The 20,669-nt window shown below is 46.8% G+C and carries 16 protein-coding genes and 2 pseudogenes; 14 read left to right on the top strand and 4 right to left on the bottom strand.

Going from position 1 to position 20,669, the window contains the following annotated elements:
• Positions 1–26: 26 nt before the first annotated feature.
• The gene (locus VIG27_RS17375) at positions 27–833 is read right to left on the bottom strand and encodes a ZIP family metal transporter (RefSeq protein WP_394523973.1); all 807 of its coding nucleotides are present in this window, start codon (positions 831–833) and stop codon (positions 27–29) included.
• A gap of 166 nt (positions 834–999) precedes the next feature.
• Between VIG27_RS17375 and VIG27_RS17370 the strand changes: the two genes are divergently transcribed.
• Positions 1,000–2,535, top strand: coding sequence for a peptidoglycan-binding protein (locus VIG27_RS17370; RefSeq protein ID WP_394523971.1), 1,536 nt, complete (start codon positions 1,000–1,002; stop codon positions 2,533–2,535).
• Positions 2,536–2,604: 69 nt separating this feature from the next.
• Here VIG27_RS17370 and VIG27_RS17365 read toward each other — a convergent pair whose 3' ends face one another.
• Entirely contained in the window at positions 2,605–4,875 is a 2,271-nt protein-coding gene (locus VIG27_RS17365; RefSeq protein WP_394523969.1) for a sensor histidine kinase, read from the bottom strand.
• A gap of 8 nt (positions 4,876–4,883) precedes the next feature.
• The gene (locus tag VIG27_RS17360; protein ID WP_394523968.1) at positions 4,884–5,579 is read right to left on the bottom strand and encodes a response regulator transcription factor; all 696 of its coding nucleotides are present in this window, start codon (positions 5,577–5,579) and stop codon (positions 4,884–4,886) included.
• A gap of 149 nt (positions 5,580–5,728) precedes the next feature.
• On the opposite strand from VIG27_RS17360, the pseudogene VIG27_RS17355 reads away from it, so the two are divergent.
• Positions 5,729–6,445 (top strand): annotated as a pseudogene (locus tag VIG27_RS17355) (LysM peptidoglycan-binding domain-containing protein); the annotation flags it as partial.
• Between the two features lie 23 nt (positions 6,446–6,468).
• On the opposite strand, the gene VIG27_RS17350 reads toward VIG27_RS17355, so the two are convergent.
• Complete coding sequence (locus VIG27_RS17350; protein ID WP_394523966.1) at positions 6,469–8,025, bottom strand: recombinase family protein; 1,557 nt, start codon at positions 8,023–8,025, stop codon at positions 6,469–6,471.
• Positions 8,026–8,140: 115 nt separating this feature from the next.
• On the opposite strand from VIG27_RS17350, the gene VIG27_RS17345 reads away from it, so the two are divergent.
• The 12 genes and pseudogenes from VIG27_RS17345 (at position 8,141) to VIG27_RS17290 (ending at position 20,643) form a co-directional block, all read left to right on the top strand.
• Complete coding sequence (locus tag VIG27_RS17345) at positions 8,141–8,314, top strand: hypothetical protein (protein WP_394523965.1); 174 nt, start codon at positions 8,141–8,143, stop codon at positions 8,312–8,314.
• 92 nt (positions 8,315–8,406) lie between these two features.
• The gene (locus VIG27_RS17340) at positions 8,407–9,270 is read left to right on the top strand and encodes a response regulator (RefSeq protein ID WP_394523964.1); all 864 of its coding nucleotides are present in this window, start codon (positions 8,407–8,409) and stop codon (positions 9,268–9,270) included.
• Positions 9,261–9,722 carry a chemotaxis protein CheX gene (locus VIG27_RS17335; RefSeq protein ID WP_394523963.1) on the top strand — a complete coding sequence of 154 codons (462 nt, stop codon included), beginning with the start codon at positions 9,261–9,263 and terminating at the stop codon, positions 9,720–9,722. The genes VIG27_RS17340 and VIG27_RS17335 overlap by 10 nt, the downstream gene beginning before the upstream one ends.
• 31 nt (positions 9,723–9,753) lie before the next feature.
• Positions 9,754–10,188 (top strand): annotated as a pseudogene (locus VIG27_RS17330) (glycosyl hydrolase family 18 protein); the annotation flags it as partial.
• A gap of 386 nt (positions 10,189–10,574) precedes the next feature.
• The gene (locus tag VIG27_RS17325) at positions 10,575–11,621 is read left to right on the top strand and encodes a methionine ABC transporter ATP-binding protein (protein WP_394523961.1); all 1,047 of its coding nucleotides are present in this window, start codon (positions 10,575–10,577) and stop codon (positions 11,619–11,621) included.
• On the top strand, positions 11,602–12,282 hold the full coding sequence (locus VIG27_RS17320) for a methionine ABC transporter permease (protein WP_394523960.1): 681 nt from the start codon (positions 11,602–11,604) through the stop codon (positions 12,280–12,282). The genes VIG27_RS17325 and VIG27_RS17320 overlap by 20 nt, the downstream gene beginning before the upstream one ends.
• Positions 12,283–12,309: 27 nt before the next feature.
• Entirely contained in the window at positions 12,310–13,269 is a 960-nt protein-coding gene (locus tag VIG27_RS17315; RefSeq protein ID WP_394523959.1) for an L-lactate dehydrogenase, read from the top strand.
• Between the two features lie 21 nt (positions 13,270–13,290).
• Positions 13,291–14,214: a MetQ/NlpA family ABC transporter substrate-binding protein gene (locus VIG27_RS17310; RefSeq protein WP_394523958.1), complete on the top strand. Its 924-nt coding sequence runs from the start codon at positions 13,291–13,293 to the stop codon at positions 14,212–14,214.
• A 24-nt stretch (positions 14,215–14,238) separates the two neighbouring features.
• Complete coding sequence (locus tag VIG27_RS17305; protein ID WP_394523957.1) at positions 14,239–15,627, top strand: FAD-binding oxidoreductase; 1,389 nt, start codon at positions 14,239–14,241, stop codon at positions 15,625–15,627.
• Between the two features lie 15 nt (positions 15,628–15,642).
• Positions 15,643–16,821 carry a pyridoxal phosphate-dependent aminotransferase gene (locus VIG27_RS17300; protein ID WP_394523956.1) on the top strand — a complete coding sequence of 393 codons (1,179 nt, stop codon included), beginning with the start codon at positions 15,643–15,645 and terminating at the stop codon, positions 16,819–16,821.
• Between the two features lie 238 nt (positions 16,822–17,059).
• Complete coding sequence (locus tag VIG27_RS17295) at positions 17,060–18,790, top strand: ABC transporter ATP-binding protein (RefSeq protein WP_394523955.1); 1,731 nt, start codon at positions 17,060–17,062, stop codon at positions 18,788–18,790.
• On the top strand, positions 18,787–20,643 hold the full coding sequence (locus VIG27_RS17290) for an ABC transporter ATP-binding protein (RefSeq protein WP_394523954.1): 1,857 nt from the start codon (positions 18,787–18,789) through the stop codon (positions 20,641–20,643). Before VIG27_RS17295 ends, VIG27_RS17290 begins: the two co-directional genes overlap by 4 nt.
• The last annotated feature ends 26 nt before the right edge of the window (positions 20,644–20,669 follow it).

The raw sequence follows: 20,669 nt of genomic DNA, 5'->3' as shown, positions 1-20,669 counted from the left end.
GCTTTTCAATTATAATGTATTGGTTTTTAACCCAATGCCACATCTAAAATCATCATGATCAAAAATCCGCTCATAACACCCAGAGTTCCTGCGTTGGAATGTTCCCCCAAATGTGCTTCGGGGATCAGTTCCTCCACCACCACATACATCATGGCTCCTGCAGCAAAGGATAAAAGCCAGGGCATGAGGGGCGTGATACTTCCTGCGATCAATACCGTCAGAATTCCAAAGATCGGTTCCACGATGCCGGACATACTGCCGCGGAAAAACGCTTTTCCTGTGGAGAGCCCTTCCTGTCTGAGAGGAAGGGATATGGCCGCACCCTCCGGAAAGTTCTGAATGCCGATTCCAATAGCAAGCGCCAGGGCGGAGGTGTAAAGCGCCGGATCACTGCCATGCTGGGCGGCGAGAGCAAATGCCAGGCCGACTGCCATCCCTTCCGGAATGTTATGGAGTGTGACTGCCATAACCAAAAGTGTGGTTCGTTTCCAGGTGGAAGAGATCCCTTCTGCTTCGTTGCCTTTTGGATTGCTTATATCCGGATGAAGATGAGGGAGCAGGGAGTCTAAAACAATAAGGAATAAAACGCCGAGAATAAAACCTCCCGCAGCAGGAATCCATCCGATGCCTCCGGCTGCCTCTGCTTCTTCAATGGCTGGTATCAAAAGTGACCAGACAGAAGCTGCAATCATAACGCCGGCGGCAAAGCCCAGAAATATTCTCTGTACCGCCTGATTCACTTCCTTCCGAAAGAAGAATACTACAGATGCTCCGAGAGTGGTCATGAGAAATGTAAAGCCGGTACCTCCGGCAGCCCATAAAATAGGTGTCATAAAAATCCCTCCTTTATTTAAAACCATTCCTTTCAAAGAGCAGTTTTTCTTCTGCTTTTAATATATCATAAGAGTTCTTTTGACGCAATGAGATAAATTCCCTTTCCCTTTCCGACAAATTTATGCTAAAATAGACCTGATTTTACATAGGAAAGGAAATTGATTTATGAACATAAAGATAAAATGGAAAAGACGCTCCTTCTGCTCCTTTTTTTTAGCGGCAGCGGCAGCATCGTTCCTGTCCGGATGCACCAATACCGGCAGAGTTATGGGAAAAGAGATCGCTACAACTTCTGAGGCTACCCCTTCCCTGGGAAAAAAGGAACTTCAGCCAATCAGCCTGCTCTCTCCGGGGGGAGATTTGCTGCCCCGGCTGAAAGACGTGCCGGAACAGAAGGAGAACCCAATTCCGCAATACTTGAGAAACGGCGTGGAGCATCCGGTGGTGGCAAGCCTTCAGCAGCGGCTGATGGACCTGGGATTCATGGATAATGATGAGCCGACCCAGTATTTCGGGAACGTGACAGAGGCGGCGGTTAAGACGTACCAGCGTCAGAATGGGCTGGACCAGGACGGAATCGTAGGTGCTCAGACCCTGGAATCCATAATGTCTCCTTCCGCCAAATACTATGCGGTATCAAAGGGAGTGGCCGGAGATGATATTTTACGGATACAGACCCGTCTTTATGAGCTTGGCTACCTTGCCAATGCAGCACAGGTTTCCGGGAACTTCGGGGATGAGACGGAGGCAGCGGTCAAAAAGCTGCAGGAAGTCAACTCTTTAAATATTGATGGAAAAGTGGGACGTCAGACCATCAACCTGCTGTACAGCGAAGAGATCAAGCCGAACCTGATATCCTATGGAGAAAAAAGTGATGTTGTTTTAGTCAGCCAGCAGCGGTTGAAGGCCCTGGGATATCTGCTGTCGGAGCCGGATGGAGCATACGGCAACGATACGGTAACTGCAGTCAAGCAGTTCCAGGCCCGCAATGATCTTGTTGTGGACGGTTATTTAGGACCCTCCACCCGATTGGCCTTAACAAGCCCCGACGCTCAGCCAAACGGAATGACGCTGGGAGAGCAGGGAGATTCCGTAACGAAGGTCCAGCAGCTGTTGAATCAATACGGCTATCTGTCATCCTCGAATATCACCGGTTATTACGGGGAAGTGACGGAAAATGCCGTAAAAGCATTCCAGAGCAACAACGGTCTTTCCGCGGATGGATCTGTCGGACGGAATACGCTTAATAAGCTTACGGGAAGCGGAGTAAAGAGTGCCGGCTCTTCTGGAAAAACCGGAAAAGGAAGCAGTAAAAAAGGCGGTACCGTTAAGGGCGGCTCCGGGGTAGGCGGACTGTTATCCGTCGCAAGATCAAAGGTTGGGCGTCCTTATGTATGGGGGTCCAAAGGCCCCAATTCCTTTGACTGTTCCGGGTTTATATACTGGTCTTTAAATCAGGTGGGGGTAAGACAGAGTTACCTGACTTCCTCTGGTTGGAGAAATGTTGGAAAATATACAAAGATCAGCAGCTTTGGAAGCTTACAGGCAGGCGATATCATTGTGGTCAGCGGTCATGTGGGCATCGTAGCCGGAGGAGGAAAGGTCATTGATGCTTCCTCCAGTAACGGCAGAGTCGTAGAGCGTTCCTTGAGCAGCTGGTGGAGAAATAACTTTATCTGCGGCTGGAGAATCTTCGGTTAAGAAGCTGGAAAGCAGAATGGTAAGAGGGAGAGCAGGGACCCGGTGTGGGTTCCTGCTCTCCCTCTAATATTATCTCTGAATGGGGAAGGCCACGCTGGCCTTGAAGAGATCCCCGTCAATATACAGCATGAACTTGCCGCCCTGAAGCTCGGTCAGACTTTTGGCGATGGAAATGCCAAGACCGCTTCCCTCCGTGGTTCTGGCTACATCGCCCCGGACGAAACGTTCCGTCAGTTCATCCGCCCGTATATTTAACGGGTTTTGAGAAATATTCTTCATGGTGAATACCACCATATCATGTTCCTGTATGATGTCCACATATACCCGGCTGTGTTCCATGGCATATTTGAAGGCATTATTATACAGATTCTCAAGGACTCTCCATAAGTATCTGCCGTCCGCCTCAATAAAAAAGGATTCATCCGGTAAATCAGAGATCAGCTCCAGATGGCGGAGGGCAAATTTTTCTTCAAATTCTCCGTTGGTCTGGTGGATCAGTTCCACAAAATCAATGCTTGCAATTTCCAGCTTTAAATTCCCGGAGCTTGCCTTGGAAGCCTCTACCAGGTCTTCGGTCAGGGTCTTTAACCGGTGGGACTTCTGTTCCAGGACGTCCAGATAGCCTAAAATCTTAGGGTCTTTAATCCCCTCCCGTTTGATCAGGTCCACATAGTTGATGATGGAGGTCAGGGGGGTCTTGATGTCATGGGATACATTGGTGATCAGATCGGTTTTTAAACGTTCGCTCCGCACTTTTTCCTGAAGGGCCGCTTCTAAACCGGTGCTGATGTGGTTGATATTTTCCGCCAGTTCCCGTTCTTTTCCGCAGAAGGTCTCAGTGTTGATCTTATAGGTGGTATTTCCTTCGGAGATGTGCAGCAGAGCCTGGTTGATCTGATCCGTTTGCCATGCGTTTTGATACATCTTGTGAAAGACCCAGAGATCAAAACAAAGCAGCAGGGTCCCGATTGTCCCCATGAGTATCCGGGAGGCCAGATTGTTATAAGTAAACAATAGAACGCAGAAGACCGCGATCATCAAGATGTTAAAGGCCAGAAACAGGATATAGGAAAATGCAATCCGGGTGGTGAACCGGTGATTTTTAAAATACAGGGCCAGGTTGTTCCGCCAGCGGTATAAAAGACTTGCCGTCCAAAGAGTTCCTGCCTTATAGCGTTTTAACAAGCACAATGCAAACATAAGCCCGGCCGCATAATAGATCAGGACCCGGAGGACCAGTTCTCCGTAAAACCATTGATCATAGGCGAGAAACAGGTGGATGATCTTGTTAAACAGCTTGTCTGCCAGAAACAGGGAAATCAAAGTGGCGCCTGCAAAAATAAGAAAGCAGATTTCTGCAGGAATCCGGTCAAACCGTTCCGGTGTGGCAGCCTTTGGCCCCTTTTCCCGGTATCCGGCCAGGGAGACTAAAACGTAGAGGGTAACTGCGCTGCCCAGAATTCCGGCTGCAAGGCTTACGATCCCTGCGATATAGAACAGCCTCATGCGGTTATAGGCAGCGTCTGCCTTGGCGTAAGCGTCGTTGTAGGGGTAGGAAGTATCCACAGCGATGGTCATGTGATAATTGCCGTTGTTATAGGGATTCATCTTTTCCAGCTGGGAGGAAACGTTTTTCGGAATGGTGGTCAAATTAGAATCTGCGTATAGAGATTCCCCGGTCACATAAAGATATTTCCCCATGGCCTTAAAGTCGTTTAAGTTTTTTCCTGTAACGTTGCGGTACAGCTTATAATCGTCTTTGGTATTCTGATAAAGGATCTCGAATTTTAAGTTGCTGGGATTTTGGATAAAGCGGTAATAAAAAGAGTAATAATTTCCCAGATGGCTTAAAACCTCATAGGAGAGCTGATCCATGGTAAGAAAGCTTTCTCCCGGCTCTGTGGCTTCAAAATCAGGTTCATAGGCCCGGTAATCCACCCGGACATCCGGATTATCCCTGTCGGAAGAGGGAGGGTGGCCTCCGCTGACCTTAAACTGCTCATTCAGATAATACCCCTGTGACTTGGCCCGGCGGACCATCTCATCTACCGTATATTCCTTCGTGGTTCCGGGACCGTCGGTAACCCGGACAATGGGCTTTGAATAATCAATGCGGCCATCGGTCTCAAATACTTCTTTATATTTAACATAGTTAAAGATCTCATCAATATCGGATTTCAGCTGGCGGGTGAATTCAGGTGTGTCCTCATAGGTTTCATGGGCGATCCAGTCGATCCCCTCCCCGTAGTGGACGTTGTTGTACATGATGGTAACGCCAACTACTACAAGAAAGGAGAAGAAGATATGCAAGAGGACCGCAAGTTCTTTTCTTTTCTTCATAATCACTCCTACTGCTTCTCGATCTTATAGCCGACGCCCCACACCACTTTCAAATACCGTGGCTCTCTGGGGTTGATCTCAATTTTCTCCCTGATATGGCGGATGTGAACGGCTACGGTGTTATCTGCGCCGATGGCTTCCTCGTTCCAGATCTGTTCGTAAATCTCATCAATGGAAAATACTTTTCCTGCATTCTTCACCAGAAGCAGGAGAATGTTATATTCGATGGGGGTAAGTTTGATCAGTTCGCCGTCAATGGTCACTTCTTTATTATCGTCATTGATGGCAAGGCCGCCGCATTTATAAATGGCCCCGGCAGGCTGCTGATTCATGTTGCCAAGCTGAGTGTAGCGGCGCAGCTGGGATTTGACTCTGGCAACCAGTTCCAGGGGATTAAAGGGCTTTGTGATATAATCATCAGCACCGATGTTAAGACCCAGAATCTTATCCGTGTCTTCGGATTTTGCAGAAAGAATAATGATGGGAATGCTGCTTGTCTCCCGGACCTTTAACGTGGTACGAATTCCGTCCAGACCGGGCATCATCACATCAAGGATCATTAAGTCGATCTCATTCTCTTCCATAAGTTCCAGGGCTTCAAAGCCGTCATATGCCTTTATAATATGGAACCCTTCTCCTGTTAAATATATGTCAATAGCTTCTACGATTTGTTTGTCATCATCACATACTAAGATATTCTGCATAAGAAAACCTCCTTTTCAATCATTATACAACGAAGATAATGAAAAAGCACTTTACTTTTTTCTAAAGAAATAAGAAAGCGGCCCCCCAGCTGTCATGTTTCACCATTTTTTCACATATGCTTTACCAATTCTGGTAAAAGGATGCTGTTATGAGAATATACGTGGTAAAACCCGGGGATAGTGTGGACTCCATTGCAAGTGCGGAAGGGATACCGGTGGAAACCCTGGTCTATGATAACCAGATCAATCCTCCTTACCGCCTGGCAGTCGGCCAGGCGCTTTATATTGCAGAGGACAGTCCTCCTGAGGATACGATTCCTCTTTATGTATTTGGCTATGCGTATCCCTTTATTGATTCGGATAATCTGGATAATACGCTCCCGTTTTTGACGGATCTTTATGTATTTTCCTATGGATTTACGGAAAATGGAGATCTGGTTCCTCCTGCGATTGACGATGACTGGATGATTGAACGGGCTTTGGGGGTGGGCGTGCGTCCGATCCTGACCCTGACGCCCCTTGGTCCTGACGGGAAATTCAACAACAACCTGGTTTCGATCGTGGTACATAATCCTCAGGTCCAGCAGCGGCTGATCTGGAACCTGGGACTGACCATGCAGGAGAAGGGGTTTGGGGGCCTGGATATTGATTTTGAATATATTATGGCTGATGACCGGCTGGCCTATGCGGATTTTGTCACCAGAACCACCCAGATTATGAACCAGTTTGGCTATCAGGTAACTCTGGCTCTTGCACCGAAGACTTCCGCCGATCAGCCCGGTCTTTTATATGAAGGCGTGGATTACGGGCTTCTTGGGGCCGCAGCCAACCGCGTGCTCTTGATGACTTATGAGTGGGGATATACATAAGGACCTGTAAGCCGCAGGTATCAATGGCTTTTTGGTAGCTTTGGGTAAAACTTTAAGGTGAAATTGGCCGTATTCCCTGCCCCTTTTTTATTTCGTTCTGTTTTTAAATATTCTATATGGTCTAAAACATTTTTAAGCATAAAGTTTCGGATTCTTATATCTTTTATTTCCCTGTAAACGTCAATGAATGGAACTGATGACGGAAATACGTCTTTCTTTGCCAGTTCTGCTGCGGCAATCCGGTTCCGTTCTTCTTTTAAGTGCTCCAGTTCCTTTTTCAACGCCTCTTTTTGTGCTTCCAAAGTGCTGCGCCTCTCATTAAAAATCGCCGGGGAGTATATGCCCTGCTCCAATAAATCATAGGCGGCATTGAGTTGTTTTTTGGTCTTTTCGTATTTATCATTTATGTTATGAATGGAATCTTCCAGAACAGTCCGTGTGGCGTTGCTTTCTTCTTCCATATCTTCCTGCCAGTTTAGTTCGTACCCCCCGAACCATTCCTTTAAGCCTGCGAGCACCTGCTCTTCAATCAGGTAAAGGGGGGATGATATGTTGCTGCATTTTTTGTTGGGGCAGCGAAGAACGGCATGGGGCAGCCGGGCATTGTTTGCTTGTCTGGTGAGAAGTGTGCCGCACCTTGCACAGTAGATCAGTCCGGACAGCGGATTTTGCAGAGCGGTTTCCGGATTTTTGGGAAGGGGCTTTCGGGCCTTGATCGTTTGCACAAGGTCAAATTTTTCTTCTTCTATGATAGCCGGAAAACGTCCCTTTACCCGTTCGCAGTCCTTATCCTTTGGTCTGGATTCCACGATTCTTCCGTCAATGATCTGTTTTTGGACTTTTCGCCGCTGCCACCGCTGGTATCCGCAGTATACCGGATTGCCCAGGATATCACTCACGGTGGAGGCGGACCAGGATTTCCCGCTTGGGGAGGGGATATTCAGTTCATTTAACCGGTCCCTGATCTGATAACAGCCGAAAAAAGCATGGGTATAAAGCTCATAAATACAGGAGACGATTTTTGCTTCTTCCGGGATGATTTCCAGGGTATATCCTTTCTCTTCCTTATGTTTTACTTTTTTGTACCCATAGGGAGCGGTTCCCGCAATGTACCAGCCATCCCGGAAAGCGGCGATGCGGCCTCTCTGGATTCTCCGGTTGATGGTCTTATATTCCCGGCGTGACATGAATAGGTTGAACTCAAAATATTCTTCGTCGAATTCATCGGCCGGATCGTAGGTCTTTAAGGGGGTGATGATCTTTGTGTTGCTGAATTTAAAGGCTTCTGCCACGGTTCCCTGGTCCTTGGTGTCACCTCTGGCCAGACGTTCCACCTCCATGACAAGAACACCTTCCCACATGCCCTGCATGACTTCCAGCAGGGTTTGCTGCATTTTGGGGCGTGCGGAAATGGTTTCCCCGGATACCAGCTCTTTGTAAACGGCACCGATGGGAAGCTGCATTTTAGCCGCCAGTTCCTTAAGCAATTGTTCGTGGCGGGCCAGTGTTTCCCCCTCTCCCCGTGCTTCTGCTTCTTTATCTGCCCGGCTTTTACGCAAATACATGAGATATGACATGAGAGACTCCTTAAAATGTATATATAATCTTATGGCAGATTCCCGGTGAATAGTAGTGACTTAGGAAAGGTGTACAATCTTTATGGCATAGAATCTATGAAAAGGGGGCGGCAAAATGGAGCATAAACCGGTAAAGGAAATGAAACAACAGGACACGACCTTTATTTTCTATGAGGATTGCTGTAAAGACACCACAGAAGGGGAGATCCGGGCTATTTTAGATCAAATTGCAAAAGAGGCGTTGCCGGCAATGAGGGCTGAATGGGATGTATCAAAAAATGAAATATGAAAATCTTTGACAAAATATGGAAATACGTGCTATGTTTATGGGAAGATATTCGTTTTTTATTGAATTTTTAAATCAGGAGGATTTTTGCTTATATGGTTGGTACAAAAGTAGTAATCGTTGATGATTCCCCTTTCTCGATCGCCTATATCAAGGGAATTCTTGAAAAACATGGGCTTGAAGTCGTTGGGGAAGCGGGAACATTAGACAAAGTAAAAGAAGTGGTAAAAGAGAAAAACCCTCAGCTTGTAACCATGGATATGACATTGCCGGGAACGGATGGATTGGAATGTACACGGGCCATTCATGAAATCAATAAAGATATTAAAGTAATTGTTATCAGCTCCATGATGGATGACGAAATTGTGAAAGCCGCCAGGGCGAATAAGGTTTCGGCTTACGTGCAGAAACCCATTGATGAGGACAGCCTTGTGACTGCCATCAGCCGGGTGCTGGAATCGGATAAATTATATGAAGAGTTAATGGCTGAACACATGGGATCCTTTAAGGATGCCTTGATGGATGGGATTAACAAGATGACAAAAACACTGGTTAAATTTGAGGATAAATCTTCCTGTGATAAGGAATTTGAATCCAAAGGACTGACCATTATTGTTGGAATCATCGGAAAGTTTTCCGGCCGGATGCTGATTGATCTGGATATGGATACGGCCGGCAGATTGACGGCAGCCATTTTGAAAAAGGAAGACAATTCAAACGATGAAGTGATCGCAGTAATGAGTGAGCTTACCAATATTATTTCCGGCAACGCCTGTTCCGTACTGAATAGGAAGAATCAGGCATTTGGACTGCGTGTGGCGCCTCCGACCATTATGCATGGTGAGAATGTCCACATAACCACTTCCGATTTTTACACCACTTCCGTCCATGCTGAAACAGTATACGGAGAGGTTCTTATTAACGTCGGATTTCAAAGGAGTGATGATCATTGGATGTAAAATACATAAATCCTTTTGTACAGGCATTTTTTTCTGTAATGCCCCAACTAGGTTTTAACGAGATAAAAAAAGACGGAATCAATCTCAAAGAGGACAACCTGACCAATTCCGGTGTGGTCATGACGGTGGGTATCGTTGGAGAGGTTAAGGGGAATGTGGTATATTGTACGGATCTTGAAAATTCCAAAAAGATTGCGTCTGTGATGATGATGGGAGCGCCGGTGGAAGAATTTGATGAAATGGCACAGAGTGCAGTTTCCGAACTGGCCAATATGCTGACAGCCAATGCGGCTACATTTTTTTCTGAGATCGGAATCACCGTCGATATTTCAACTCCGACTCTGTTATACGGAAACAATATATCCATAAAAATGAGTTCCAGCCAGGTGCTTTGTGTTAAGATGTCCGCAGATGGAATCCCCTTTGAGGTGAATATTTCCGTTGACAATTAAGGGCTTTTATGACTTATGACCTGACGGTTCCTATACATATGGCCCCCCCATGGCGGTTGCGCCCATCAATATGGTGCGGAGAGTGGTGGAGTATGGTCTGACGGAAATTCCTAAGGAAAAGATAAGTCTTGGAATCCCAAACTATGGCTATGACTGGCCGCTTCCTTATGAGAGAGGGGTCACCCGTGCCACCACCATCAACAATCTGGAAGCCGTTCAGCTTGCCATTGAACATGGCGTGGAGATCCAGTTTGACGAGGTTGCCATGACCCCTTATTTCCGTTACTGGCAGTACGGGGTGCAGCATGAGGTTTGGTTTGAAGATGTCAGAAGCTATAAGGCAAAGTTTGATTTGATCAAGGAATTTGGACTGACCGGAGCCGGATACTGGCAGCTGATGCAGTTTTTCCGGGCCAACTGGTTATTGCTGGAACAGATGTTTGATATTAAAAAAGTAGGAGATTAAGAAAGCGTGCAGGGAGACGGGAAAAACCGGTGTCCTGCACGTTTTATTTTTTTAGGCAAAAACGAATAAAATAAAAATGTTATGAATATTTATTAATTTTAAGTTGACAAGGGAGAATCAGGGTGCTATTATACCAACAAAACTAGTATGTTAATGAGAATAAGATGGGAGCTTTAAATGAAAAAGATGGCAAACACAGCAAACAAAAAATCCAATATGGTTATGAGCATGGCAATGGTCATGTTTTTCATGTGCTGCGATTCTTTCCATTTTTTGAGCTCTCAGTCAGGTAAGTAAAAAGGTACATATTTTTGTACGGTTTTACCATAGACCAGAAACGGGAGCCTTCGGGAGTCCGTTTTTTTCTGTTTAAGGGAGGAATTAAAGTGATCGAACTTGAGAATATCTCTAAGGTTTTCGGAACCGGTGAGAGAAAAGTCCATGCCATTCAGGATGTATCCATCTCCATTGAGAAAGGGGAAATATTCGGCATCATCGGCTTTTCCGGAGCGGGAAAGTCCACACTGGTCCGATGCATCAACTTGCTGGAGGTACCGACAAGCGGCAAAGTAAAGGTAGATGATAAGGAACTTACCGCTCTGTCACCCAAAGAACTGAGAGCGGCAAGAAAAGGGATCGGAATGATTTTTCAGCATTTTAATCTGATGCCATCCCGAACGGTATTCGGAAATGTGGAATTTCCATTAAAGGGAAGCGGTATGAGCAAGGCGGAAAAGGAGAAAAAGGTCCGGGAACTGTTACGGCTTGTGGATATCGGTGATAAAGAAAATGCCTATCCCAACCAGCTTTCCGGGGGACAGAAACAGAGAGTTGCCATTGCCAGAGCGCTGGCCAATGATCCCAAGGTGCTTCTGTGCGATGAGGCGACCAGTGCCCTGGACCCGCAGACCACCAAATCCATTCTGCAGCTTTTGAAAAAGCTGAATCAGCAGCTGGGTATCACCGTAGTGGTCATCACCCATGAAATGGCGGTCATCAAGGAGATTTGCGGACGTGTGGCTGTTATGGAAAAGGGAAGGCTTGTGGAGGAAGGAGAAGTGTTCTCCATTTTTGCAAATCCCAAAGAGTCAGTGACCCGGGATTTTATCCGGACCACCTCTAATTTACAGAAGATCGAGGGCCTTTTGGCAGAGGATTCCCCGGTAACCAGGCTGAAACCGGGAGAGATGATTGTCCGTCTGTCTTATGTACAGAAAAACGTTTCGGAACCGCTCATTTCCACCGTTTCAAGGACCTTTGGCATTGACTTAAACATCATATTTTCTGATATTGAGATCATTCAGGATGCACCCATCGGCGGCACGGTGGCCATTATGAGCGGAGAACGGGAGCAGATAACAAAGGCCATGGAATATCTGAAAGAAAAAAATGTAGGCGTGGAGGTGATTAAAGATGCTGGAATTGCTTCATAGTATAATACCAAATGTTATGGGAAAGCTTCCCACCTTTTATGAGGCCATTATTGATACGCTGATTATGGCGTTCTGGTCCGGTTCCATTTCCTTTCTTCTGGGTATGATTTTTGGTGTTACCATCACCGTGACCAGGCCCTCCGGGATTTTGGAGCATAAGGGAGTATTTCAGGTCCTTGATAAGGTGATTAATTTCTTCCGTTCCATTCCATTTATCATTCTTCTGACGGGTGTTATGCCGGTTTCCAGATTGATTATGGGAACGGCCATCGGTGTGGAGGGTGCCATTGTTCCGCTTGTATTTGGAACGGTCCCGTTTTTTGCCCGGCAGATCGAAAGTGCGCTGGCAGAGATTGACCGTGGATTGGTGGAAGCGGCTCTTTCCATGGGGAAAAGTCCTATGGAAATCATTTTCCGTGTTTACTTACGGGAAAGCATTGCCGGCATTGCCCGAAGCACCACCATTACTGCCATCAGCCTTCTTGGTCTGACGGCCATGGCGGGAGCGGTAGGTGCAGGAGGATTGGGGGATTACGCCATCCGTTACGGGCATGACCGGAATCAGACGGATGTGACATATGTAACCATTCTGGTGCTGGTTCTCATGGTAAGCATCATACAGATCATCGGGAATCAGATTGTAAAAAAGAACACTCATTGATAGGTTTGGGATTAAAGGAGGCAGGGAATGGAACTTCAGAAAAGAAAGATTATCATTGTAGGTGCAGGTCATGTTGGCTCCCATGCGGGATATGCTCTAATTTCCCAGGGGCTTTGTGAGGAAATCGTTTATATAGACACGGACAGGAAAAAGGCGGCGGCCCAGGCCATGGATTTATTTGATGCCACGGTCTATCTGCCGAAACGGTGTCTGGTCAGGGCAGGAGATTATACGGATGCCAGGGACGCGGATCTGCTTATCGTGGCAGCAGGACCTTTGCCGGATATGAGCAAGGGTCAGACCAGAATGGATACGTTAAGCCAGACCATTGCCATCATAAAGGACGTAGTGGAAAACATACGCACCTCTGGGTTTGAAGGAATCATATTAAATATTTCCAATCCTGCGGATGTGGTGACCCATTATATCCAGCACGCACTTGATTATCCGGTGAAAAAGATTCTTTCGACCAGCACCACCCTGGACAGCGCAAGACTTCGGAGAGCGATTTCAGAAGCCATTGGAGTGGATCAGAAGTCCATTCTGGCCTACGCGCTTGGGGAACACGGAGAGAGCCAGATGGCCGCGTGGTCCGCAGTAACCATCGGTGGAAAGCCCCTTTCCCAGCTTCAGAAGGAACAGCCGGAAACCTACGGGGCTCTTGATTTAAAAGCCATAGCAGCAGAAGGAAAGGCAGGAGGCTGGCATATTCTGGCTGGAAAAGGCTCTACGGAATTCGGCATCGGCGCAGCCATTGCGGAGGTCGTGCGTGCGGTGTTTGGGGATGAGAACCGGATTTTACCCGTATCAACACTTCTTACGGGTCAATATGGGGAAACGGATGTTTACGCGAGTGTTCCTTCGGTTTTAAACCGTCATGGTGTGGCGGAAGTGATCGAACTTGCATTAACAAAAGAAGAACTGGAAGAATTTCATAAGTCCTGTCAGACCATGAAAGAAAATTTTGAACTGGCACTTACTTTATAAGGAAAAACAATGGAGGAAACGATGATGAAAATTAAAAAACTGATTACGCTTGCTTTATCGGCAGCAGCATTGACCCTGGTACTGACCGCCTGCGGAGCAAAGACCGGCAAAACGTCCGGTTCCGAAGGTTCAAAAGCAGAAAAAGCAGGAACGGAAACAACGGCAGCAGCCGAAGAAAAGACTGATCCGGTCACCGTGAAGCTTGGTGTGGTTGGAAGTATCTATGAAGATCTCTGGACCCCGGCAAAGGAGAAATTAAAGGGGGAAGGCATTAACCTTGAGATCGTGCAGTTCTCCGATTATGTGACTCCCAACAATGCACTGGCAAATGGAGAAATCGACTTAAACGCATTCCAGCACCGCATTTATTTAAAGAATGAAATTGAAAGCTACGGCTATCAGATTCAAAACATCGGCAATACCTTTATCATTCCTTTGAACCTGTATTCCACCAAAGTAAAGGATGTATCTGAAATTAAAGATGGCGATACCATTGCCATTCCCAATGACGTCACCAACGGCGGCCGCGCCCTGAAAGTTTTAGAGTCTGCAGGACTGATCAAAATAAAGAAAGAAGCAGGCTTTAACCCGACCGTGGGAGATATTGAGGAATACACCGTTAAAATCAAGATTGAGGAACTGGCTGCCAACACCATTCCTTCCACCCTGGCGGATGTGACGGCCGGTGTGGTCAATGGAAACTATGCTCTGGACTTTGGCTTAAAGACCGATGAGGCCGTATTTAAGGACACCAGCCTTGGAGAAGAAAATTACTGGAACTTGATTGCAGCACGCACCGGGGATCTTTCCGATCCGGAGAAGAAAGCAGTCTATGAAAAAGTCGTAAAAGCCTTCCAGTCACCGGAAACAGAAACCGTATTCAACGACACCTTTGGCGGCTATTTCATCAAAGCCGGCTGGGATCAGGATATGTTGAACAAATAATCATTAAAGGATCGTGAGGCAGTGATGGACCTTAACAGAGAAGCTCTGCGGGAGATCATCAAAGAAGATTCCCGCATCGTGTTTGAAACAATTGAACCCCGGTTTTTAAGTGATAATCTGGGGCGTTTAAAAGGCAGGGCAGATGTGCTGGTCTTCCCTGTCTCTCAAATAGAGGTCAGTGGGATTTTAAAGTACGCCCATGAAAACCGAATCCCTGTGACCCCAAGGGGAGCAGGTACCAATCTGGTGGGTTCCACGGTGCCGGAGGAAGGCGGGATCATTCTTGATTTATCCCGGATGAACCGGATTTTAGAACTGGACCGGGAGACATTTACCGCTACGGTGGAGCCGGGAGTGCTTTTAAAGGATTTTCAGGCCTTTGTAGAGGGGGAAGGGTTTTTCTATCCCCCTGATCCGGGTGAAAAGGAATCCACATTGGGAGGAAACATAAGCACCAATGCCGGGGGCATGAGGGCAGTCAAATACGGAGTGACCAGAGACTATGTGAGAGGGCTGGAGATCGTTCTGGCAGACGGTACGGTCTTGCAGGTTGGCAGCAAGAATGTAAAGGATGCAAGCGGACTTTCCCTTAAAAACCTGATCATAGGTTCAGAAGGAACCCTTGCGGTCATCACAAAATGTATATTAAAGCTGATTCCAAAGCCTGAAGTGTCTTTCAGTGTTCTGGTTCCCTTTAAAAGCTTAAATGTGGGCATAAGAAATGTCCTTACCATTTTACAGGCCAATGTAAATCCCACGGCGGTGGAGTTCGTGGAGAGAAAGGTGGTCAGCCTTGGAGAGGAATTTATGGGAATCAAATATCCAAGGCCGGATGCAGGCTCCTACATTCTTCTCACCTTTGACGGAAGAAAGGAAGAGGTGGAAGCGTCGGCGGCTCAGGCAAGAAAACTGGTGATGGAACACGGAGCCATGGATTTTCTGCTTTTGGAGGATAAAAATTTATCCGATGGCATCTGGAAAGTGAGAGGGGCTCTTGTGAGGGCGGTGGAAGCCGTATCGGAACAGGAGCCTGTGGATATCGTGGTGCCGATCAACCAAAGCGATTCGTTTATTGACTACATCAATCAGCTGGAGCAGGATTCCAACATGCAGATGGTAAGCTTCGGCCACGCAGGAGACGGCAACGTACATCTCTGTGTGGTGCGGGGGGACCGGGATGAGGAAACCTGGCATAGGGAATTAAAGGAAAATATGAAGAAGATCTATGCGAAGGCTTATGCTCTGGGGGGACTTACCTCCGGGGAACATGGAATCGGAATAAGCAAACGTCCTTATTTCCTTCATGAGACACCAAAGGAAAATATAATGGTAATGAACCAGATCAAGAAGGCACTGGACCCCCAGGGCATCTTAAATAACGGCAAATCATATATCACAGCAAATCATACATAACAGGAGGCAAAGAAGATGCAGAAACTATCTGACCGGACGGCGGGCTTTACGGACTCGGTGATCCGCCGCATGACCCGGATCTCCGACCAGTACGGTGCGGTAAACCTATCTCAGGGATTCCCTGATTTTGATCCGCCAAAGGAAATCCTTGACCGTCTAAAAGAGGTGGCTTATCAGGATTTCCACCAGTATTCCATTACCTGGGGGGCCCAGAATTTCAGAGAGGCACTGGCGGCAAAGCAGTCCGGGCCTATGGGGCATGACATTGACCCCAACAGCGAAATTGTGGTGACCTGCGGAAGCACGGAAGCCATGATGGCAGCCATGATGACCGTGGCAAACCCTGGAGATAAGGTGATCGTGTTTTCTCCTTTTTATGAGAACTACGGGGCAGATGCCATTCTATCCGGAGCAGAGCCCATCTATGTGCCCCTTCATCCGCCTCTGTTCAAGTTCAACCCGGAGGAACTGGAAGCGGCTTTTGCCCAGAACCCCAAGGCACTGATCCTCTGCAACCCTTCCAATCCATGCGGCAAGGTGTTTACTCTGGAGGAACTGACTTATATAGCGGATCTGGCCAAAAAGTATGATGTATACGTGATTGCAGATGAGGTATATGAGCACATCGTCTATGCGCCTCACAAACACACCTATATTTCTTCTCTGCCCGGAATGTGGGAGAGGACCATTTCCTGCAGCTCCCTATCAAAGACCTACTCCATCACAGGCTGGCGGCTTGGCTATATCATCGCATCCCCTGAAATCGTTGATGTGGCAAGAAAGGTCCATGATTTCCTTACGGTTGGAGCCGCTGCACCCCTTCAGGAGGCCGTGATTCCCGGTCTTAAATTCGGACAGGAATATTATGACGAGCTGCTCTTAAAGTACACCAGGAAACGGGATTTATTCTTAAAGGGCCTTGATGACATCGGGCTTATCCATACGGTGCCGGAGGGTGCGTATTATGTAATGATAGATATCAGGGACTTCCATTATGAAAGTGATCTGGAATTCTGTGAGGTGCTGGCAAAAGAGGTAGGCGTGGGAGCGGTTCCCGGTTCCAGCTTCTTTAAGGAGCCGGTGAATCATTTGATCCGGTTCCACTTTGCAAAAAAGGATGAGACACTTTTCCATGCGCTTGACCGTCTTTCAAGGATTAAGGAAAAGATTCCGGTTAAAAGCAGGTTTTTATAGAAGTAAAAAAGAGCTGTAATCCCATCTGGCGGATTACGGCTTTTTTTGTACATATTTTTTGATGACATCTATCATTCCGGCTGATTTTAAGTTCACTCTGCGGTGCATACTGAAAATAAGAATTTCTATTAGGGAATACATATTTCCATTGACTATTTTTAAAACAGAGATATAATAGTTGTAAATGCAACTGTTGCACGTGCAACTATTATTAAATTACGAATGTGGAGAACCTAACATGAAAAACCTGCTGCTTTATGCAAAAAAGTACAAAAAAGAATTCATTCTTGCAGTTATCTGCATCGAGGCTGAAACCATATTTGAACTCATCATACCAATGATCATGGCGGATATCATTGATGTTGGTGTTGCTAACGGAGACCGGCATTACATCCTGGCAAAAGGATTTCAAATGGTGTTTTTTGCTGTTCTTTCACTTATTCTCGGCCATGCCTGTGCCCGGTTTACCGCACGCTGCGGAAACGGAGTCGGCGCACAGATCCGACTGGCTGAATTTCAAAAAATGCAGACCTATTCCTTCGCAAACACAGACCGGTTCAGCACCCCGTCTCTGGTCACAAGACTTACAAGCGATATCACTACCATTCAGAACTCCATCTGCAATGGAATGCGCCCCGGATTCCGCTCTCCGGTCATGATGATCACCGCCATGGTGGTCTCCTTTTACTTAAATGCGAAGCTGGCCATGGTATTTTATCTTGCGGCCCCGACTCTGGCTGTCATTTTATTTTTCATCATTAAAAACGTCAGACCGCTGTATGCAAAGATGCAGGGAGCCATGGATATGGTAAACCGCATCATTCAGGAAAACCTGGTGGCCATCCGGGTGGTGAAGGCTTATGTCCGGGGAGATTATGAAATTGAGAAATTCCAGAAGGTCAATTCCAATCTCCAAAACACCTCGGAGCGGTCCTTTTCCCTGGCGGCACTCAATATGCCTGCCATGCAGTTTGTCATGTATGGAACCATTCTCAGTATCTTGTGGTTTGGAGGAAATATGGTCATTGTGGGGAATATGAAGGTCGGGGCACTGACCAGCTTTTTAAGCTATGTGCTTCAGGTTTTGAATTCTCTCATGATGTTTTCCAATGTTTTCCTGCTGTTTACCCGTTCCCTGACATCCTGGAGAAGAATCTCCGAAGTTTTAGAGGAAGAACCGGTGATCAATGATGACCGGGCGAAGAATATCACCATTACAAAAGGCGGAATCCGTTTTGAAAACGTATCTTTTAAATACAAGGATACTGCAAAAGAATATGTACTTTCTGACATTTCTTTTGAAATCAAACCGGGCCAGACCGTTGGGATCATCGGTCAGACCGGAGCGGCAAAAAGTACGCTGGTCCAGCTGATTCCGAGGCTTTATGAAGCCACGTCCGGCAACATCTATATTGATGGCCATCCCATTTACGAATATACCCAGGACCATTTGAGGGACTCGATTGCAATGGTGCTTCAGAAAAACACTCTTTTTTCCGGTACGGTAAAAGAAAATCTTTATTGGGGAAAGGAAGATGCCACAGACGAGGAACTGGAACAGGCCTGCAAAATTGCCTGTGTGGATGAATTTATGGACCGTTTAAAGGATGGATATGATACGGAGCTGGGGCAGGGCGGAGTCAATGTGTCCGGCGGACAAAAGCAGCGTCTGTGCATTGCAAGAGCCATCTTAAAAGCACCGAAGGTACTGATCTTAGACGATTCCACCAGCGCTTTGGATACGGCTACGGAAGCAAAAATTAAGGAAGGACTGGAAAAAACACTTCCGGGTACCACAAAGATCATAATCAGCCAGAGGATCACCTCCATCATGCATGCCGATCAGATCATTGTTCTGAATGACGGCAGGATCAATGCCATCGGAAGCCATGAACAATTACTGGAAGAAAATGAGATCTATCAGGATATTTATTATTCTCAGCAAAAAGGAGGGACCCAGGGCTTATGAAACATGTAAAAATCGTCAAACCAAAGAATGCAAAGAAAACCCTGATTCAGCTTTTGGGTTATATCGGGCATTATAAGTTTTCCGTTGTGCTTATCGCCATATTTGTGTGCATCAGTGCGCTGGCTGGAATTATGGGAACATACCTCTTAAAGCCGGCAATCAATAATTACATCATTCCCGGAGACATTCCCGGACTGATCCGCATGATCGGTGTCATGGGATTAGTTTATTTAGCCGGCGCTTTCTGCTGTCTCTTCTATAACAGAATGATGGTCCATGTATCTCAGCAGGTTGTGGGGGAAATCCGTAAGGATCTGTTTCAGTCGACACAAAAGCTCCCCTTAAATTATTTTGATACCCACACCCACGGGGAATTGATGAGCCATTTCACAAACGATGTGGATACCATTTCCGAAGCACTGAACAACAGCTTTACCTTATTGATCCAAAGCTTTATTACATCGGTGGGAACGGTTATCATGCTGATGGTCCTGGATATCCGGCTTTCTCTCATCGTAATCTTCTTTCTGATCGTAATGCTGGTCTACATCCGGCATAACGGAAAACTGAGCATCAAATATTTTGTAGAACAGCAGAAGAACCTTGGTAACATCAATGGCTTTGTGGAAGAGATGGTTGAGGGACAGAAGGTGGAAAAAATCTTCCGCCATGAAAAACAGGATTTGGAGAAATTCAACGAGCTGAACGAGAAGCTGAGAATTTCCTCGACGTTAGCAACGACCTATACCGGTATCACGGTTCCCACCATCGTATCTCTTTCCTATATCAACTATGCGGTTTCTGCCTGTGTGGGAGGCTTATTTGCGTTATCAGGGCTGATTAATCTTGGAACACTGGCATCGTATCTGGTTTATGTGAGACAAAGTGCCATGCCCATGAACCAGTTTACCAACCAGATCAATTTTCTTATGGTGGCACTGGCCAGTGCGGAAAAGGTCTTTAACATGATGGAAATTGAACCGGAAGTGGATGATGGTACAGTTACATTAAGCCGGGTCATCCAAAACGAAGACGGCAGCCTGGAGGAAACCGATTCCTATACCGGTTCCTTTGCCTGGAAGGTTCCCGATGAAACGCAAGGGTACCGGCTGGTGCCCTTAAAAGGCGATGTCCGTTTTCACGACGTGGTATTTGGATATAACAGAGAAAAAACCATATTAAACGGCATCAGCCTTTACGCAAAGCCTGGACAGAAGATTGCCTTTGTGGGTTCCACAGGTGCAGGCAAAACCACGATCATCAATTTAATCAACCGGTTCTATGAATTGAATGGAGGTACCATCACTTATGATGGAATTGATATCAGGACCATCAAAAAAGATGATTTGAGGAGGTCCATTTCCCTGGTCATTCAGGATACCCATTTATTTACAGGAACCATTGCCGATAACATCCGCTACGGCAGACTGAATGCCACCGACGAAGACGTTTTGGAAGCTGCAAAAATCGCCAATGCGGATTCCTTTATCCGCCGCCTTCCCAATGGGTATGACACAATGCTTGAGAGCGACGGCAGCAATCTATCCCAGGGACAGCGCCAGCTGATCGCCATTGCCAGAGCCGCCATATCCCAGCCGCCGGTTCTTGTCATGGATGAGGCAACCAGCTCCATTGACACACGAACGGAAAAGCTGATCGAAAAAGGGATGGATGCGCTCATGAAGGGCCGCACCGTATTTGTAATCGCCCACCGCCTTTCCACGGTGAGAAATTCCGATGCCATCCTGGTTCTTGAACAGGGAGAGGTCATTGAGCGGGGCAGCCATGACGAACTGCTGGAGCAGCGGGGAAAATATTATCAGCTGCATATGGGGCAGTTTGAGTTGGAATAGGAGCGGGGATATATTAAAAGGAGAGA

The sequence above is a fragment of the Lacrimispora sinapis genome (genome assembly GCF_043633585.1).
Lineage (GTDB): Bacteria > Bacillota > Clostridia > Lachnospirales > Lachnospiraceae > Lacrimispora > Lacrimispora sinapis.
Note: the sequence above shows the minus strand (reverse complement) of the source record. Positions and strands in the feature narration are given on the sequence as shown.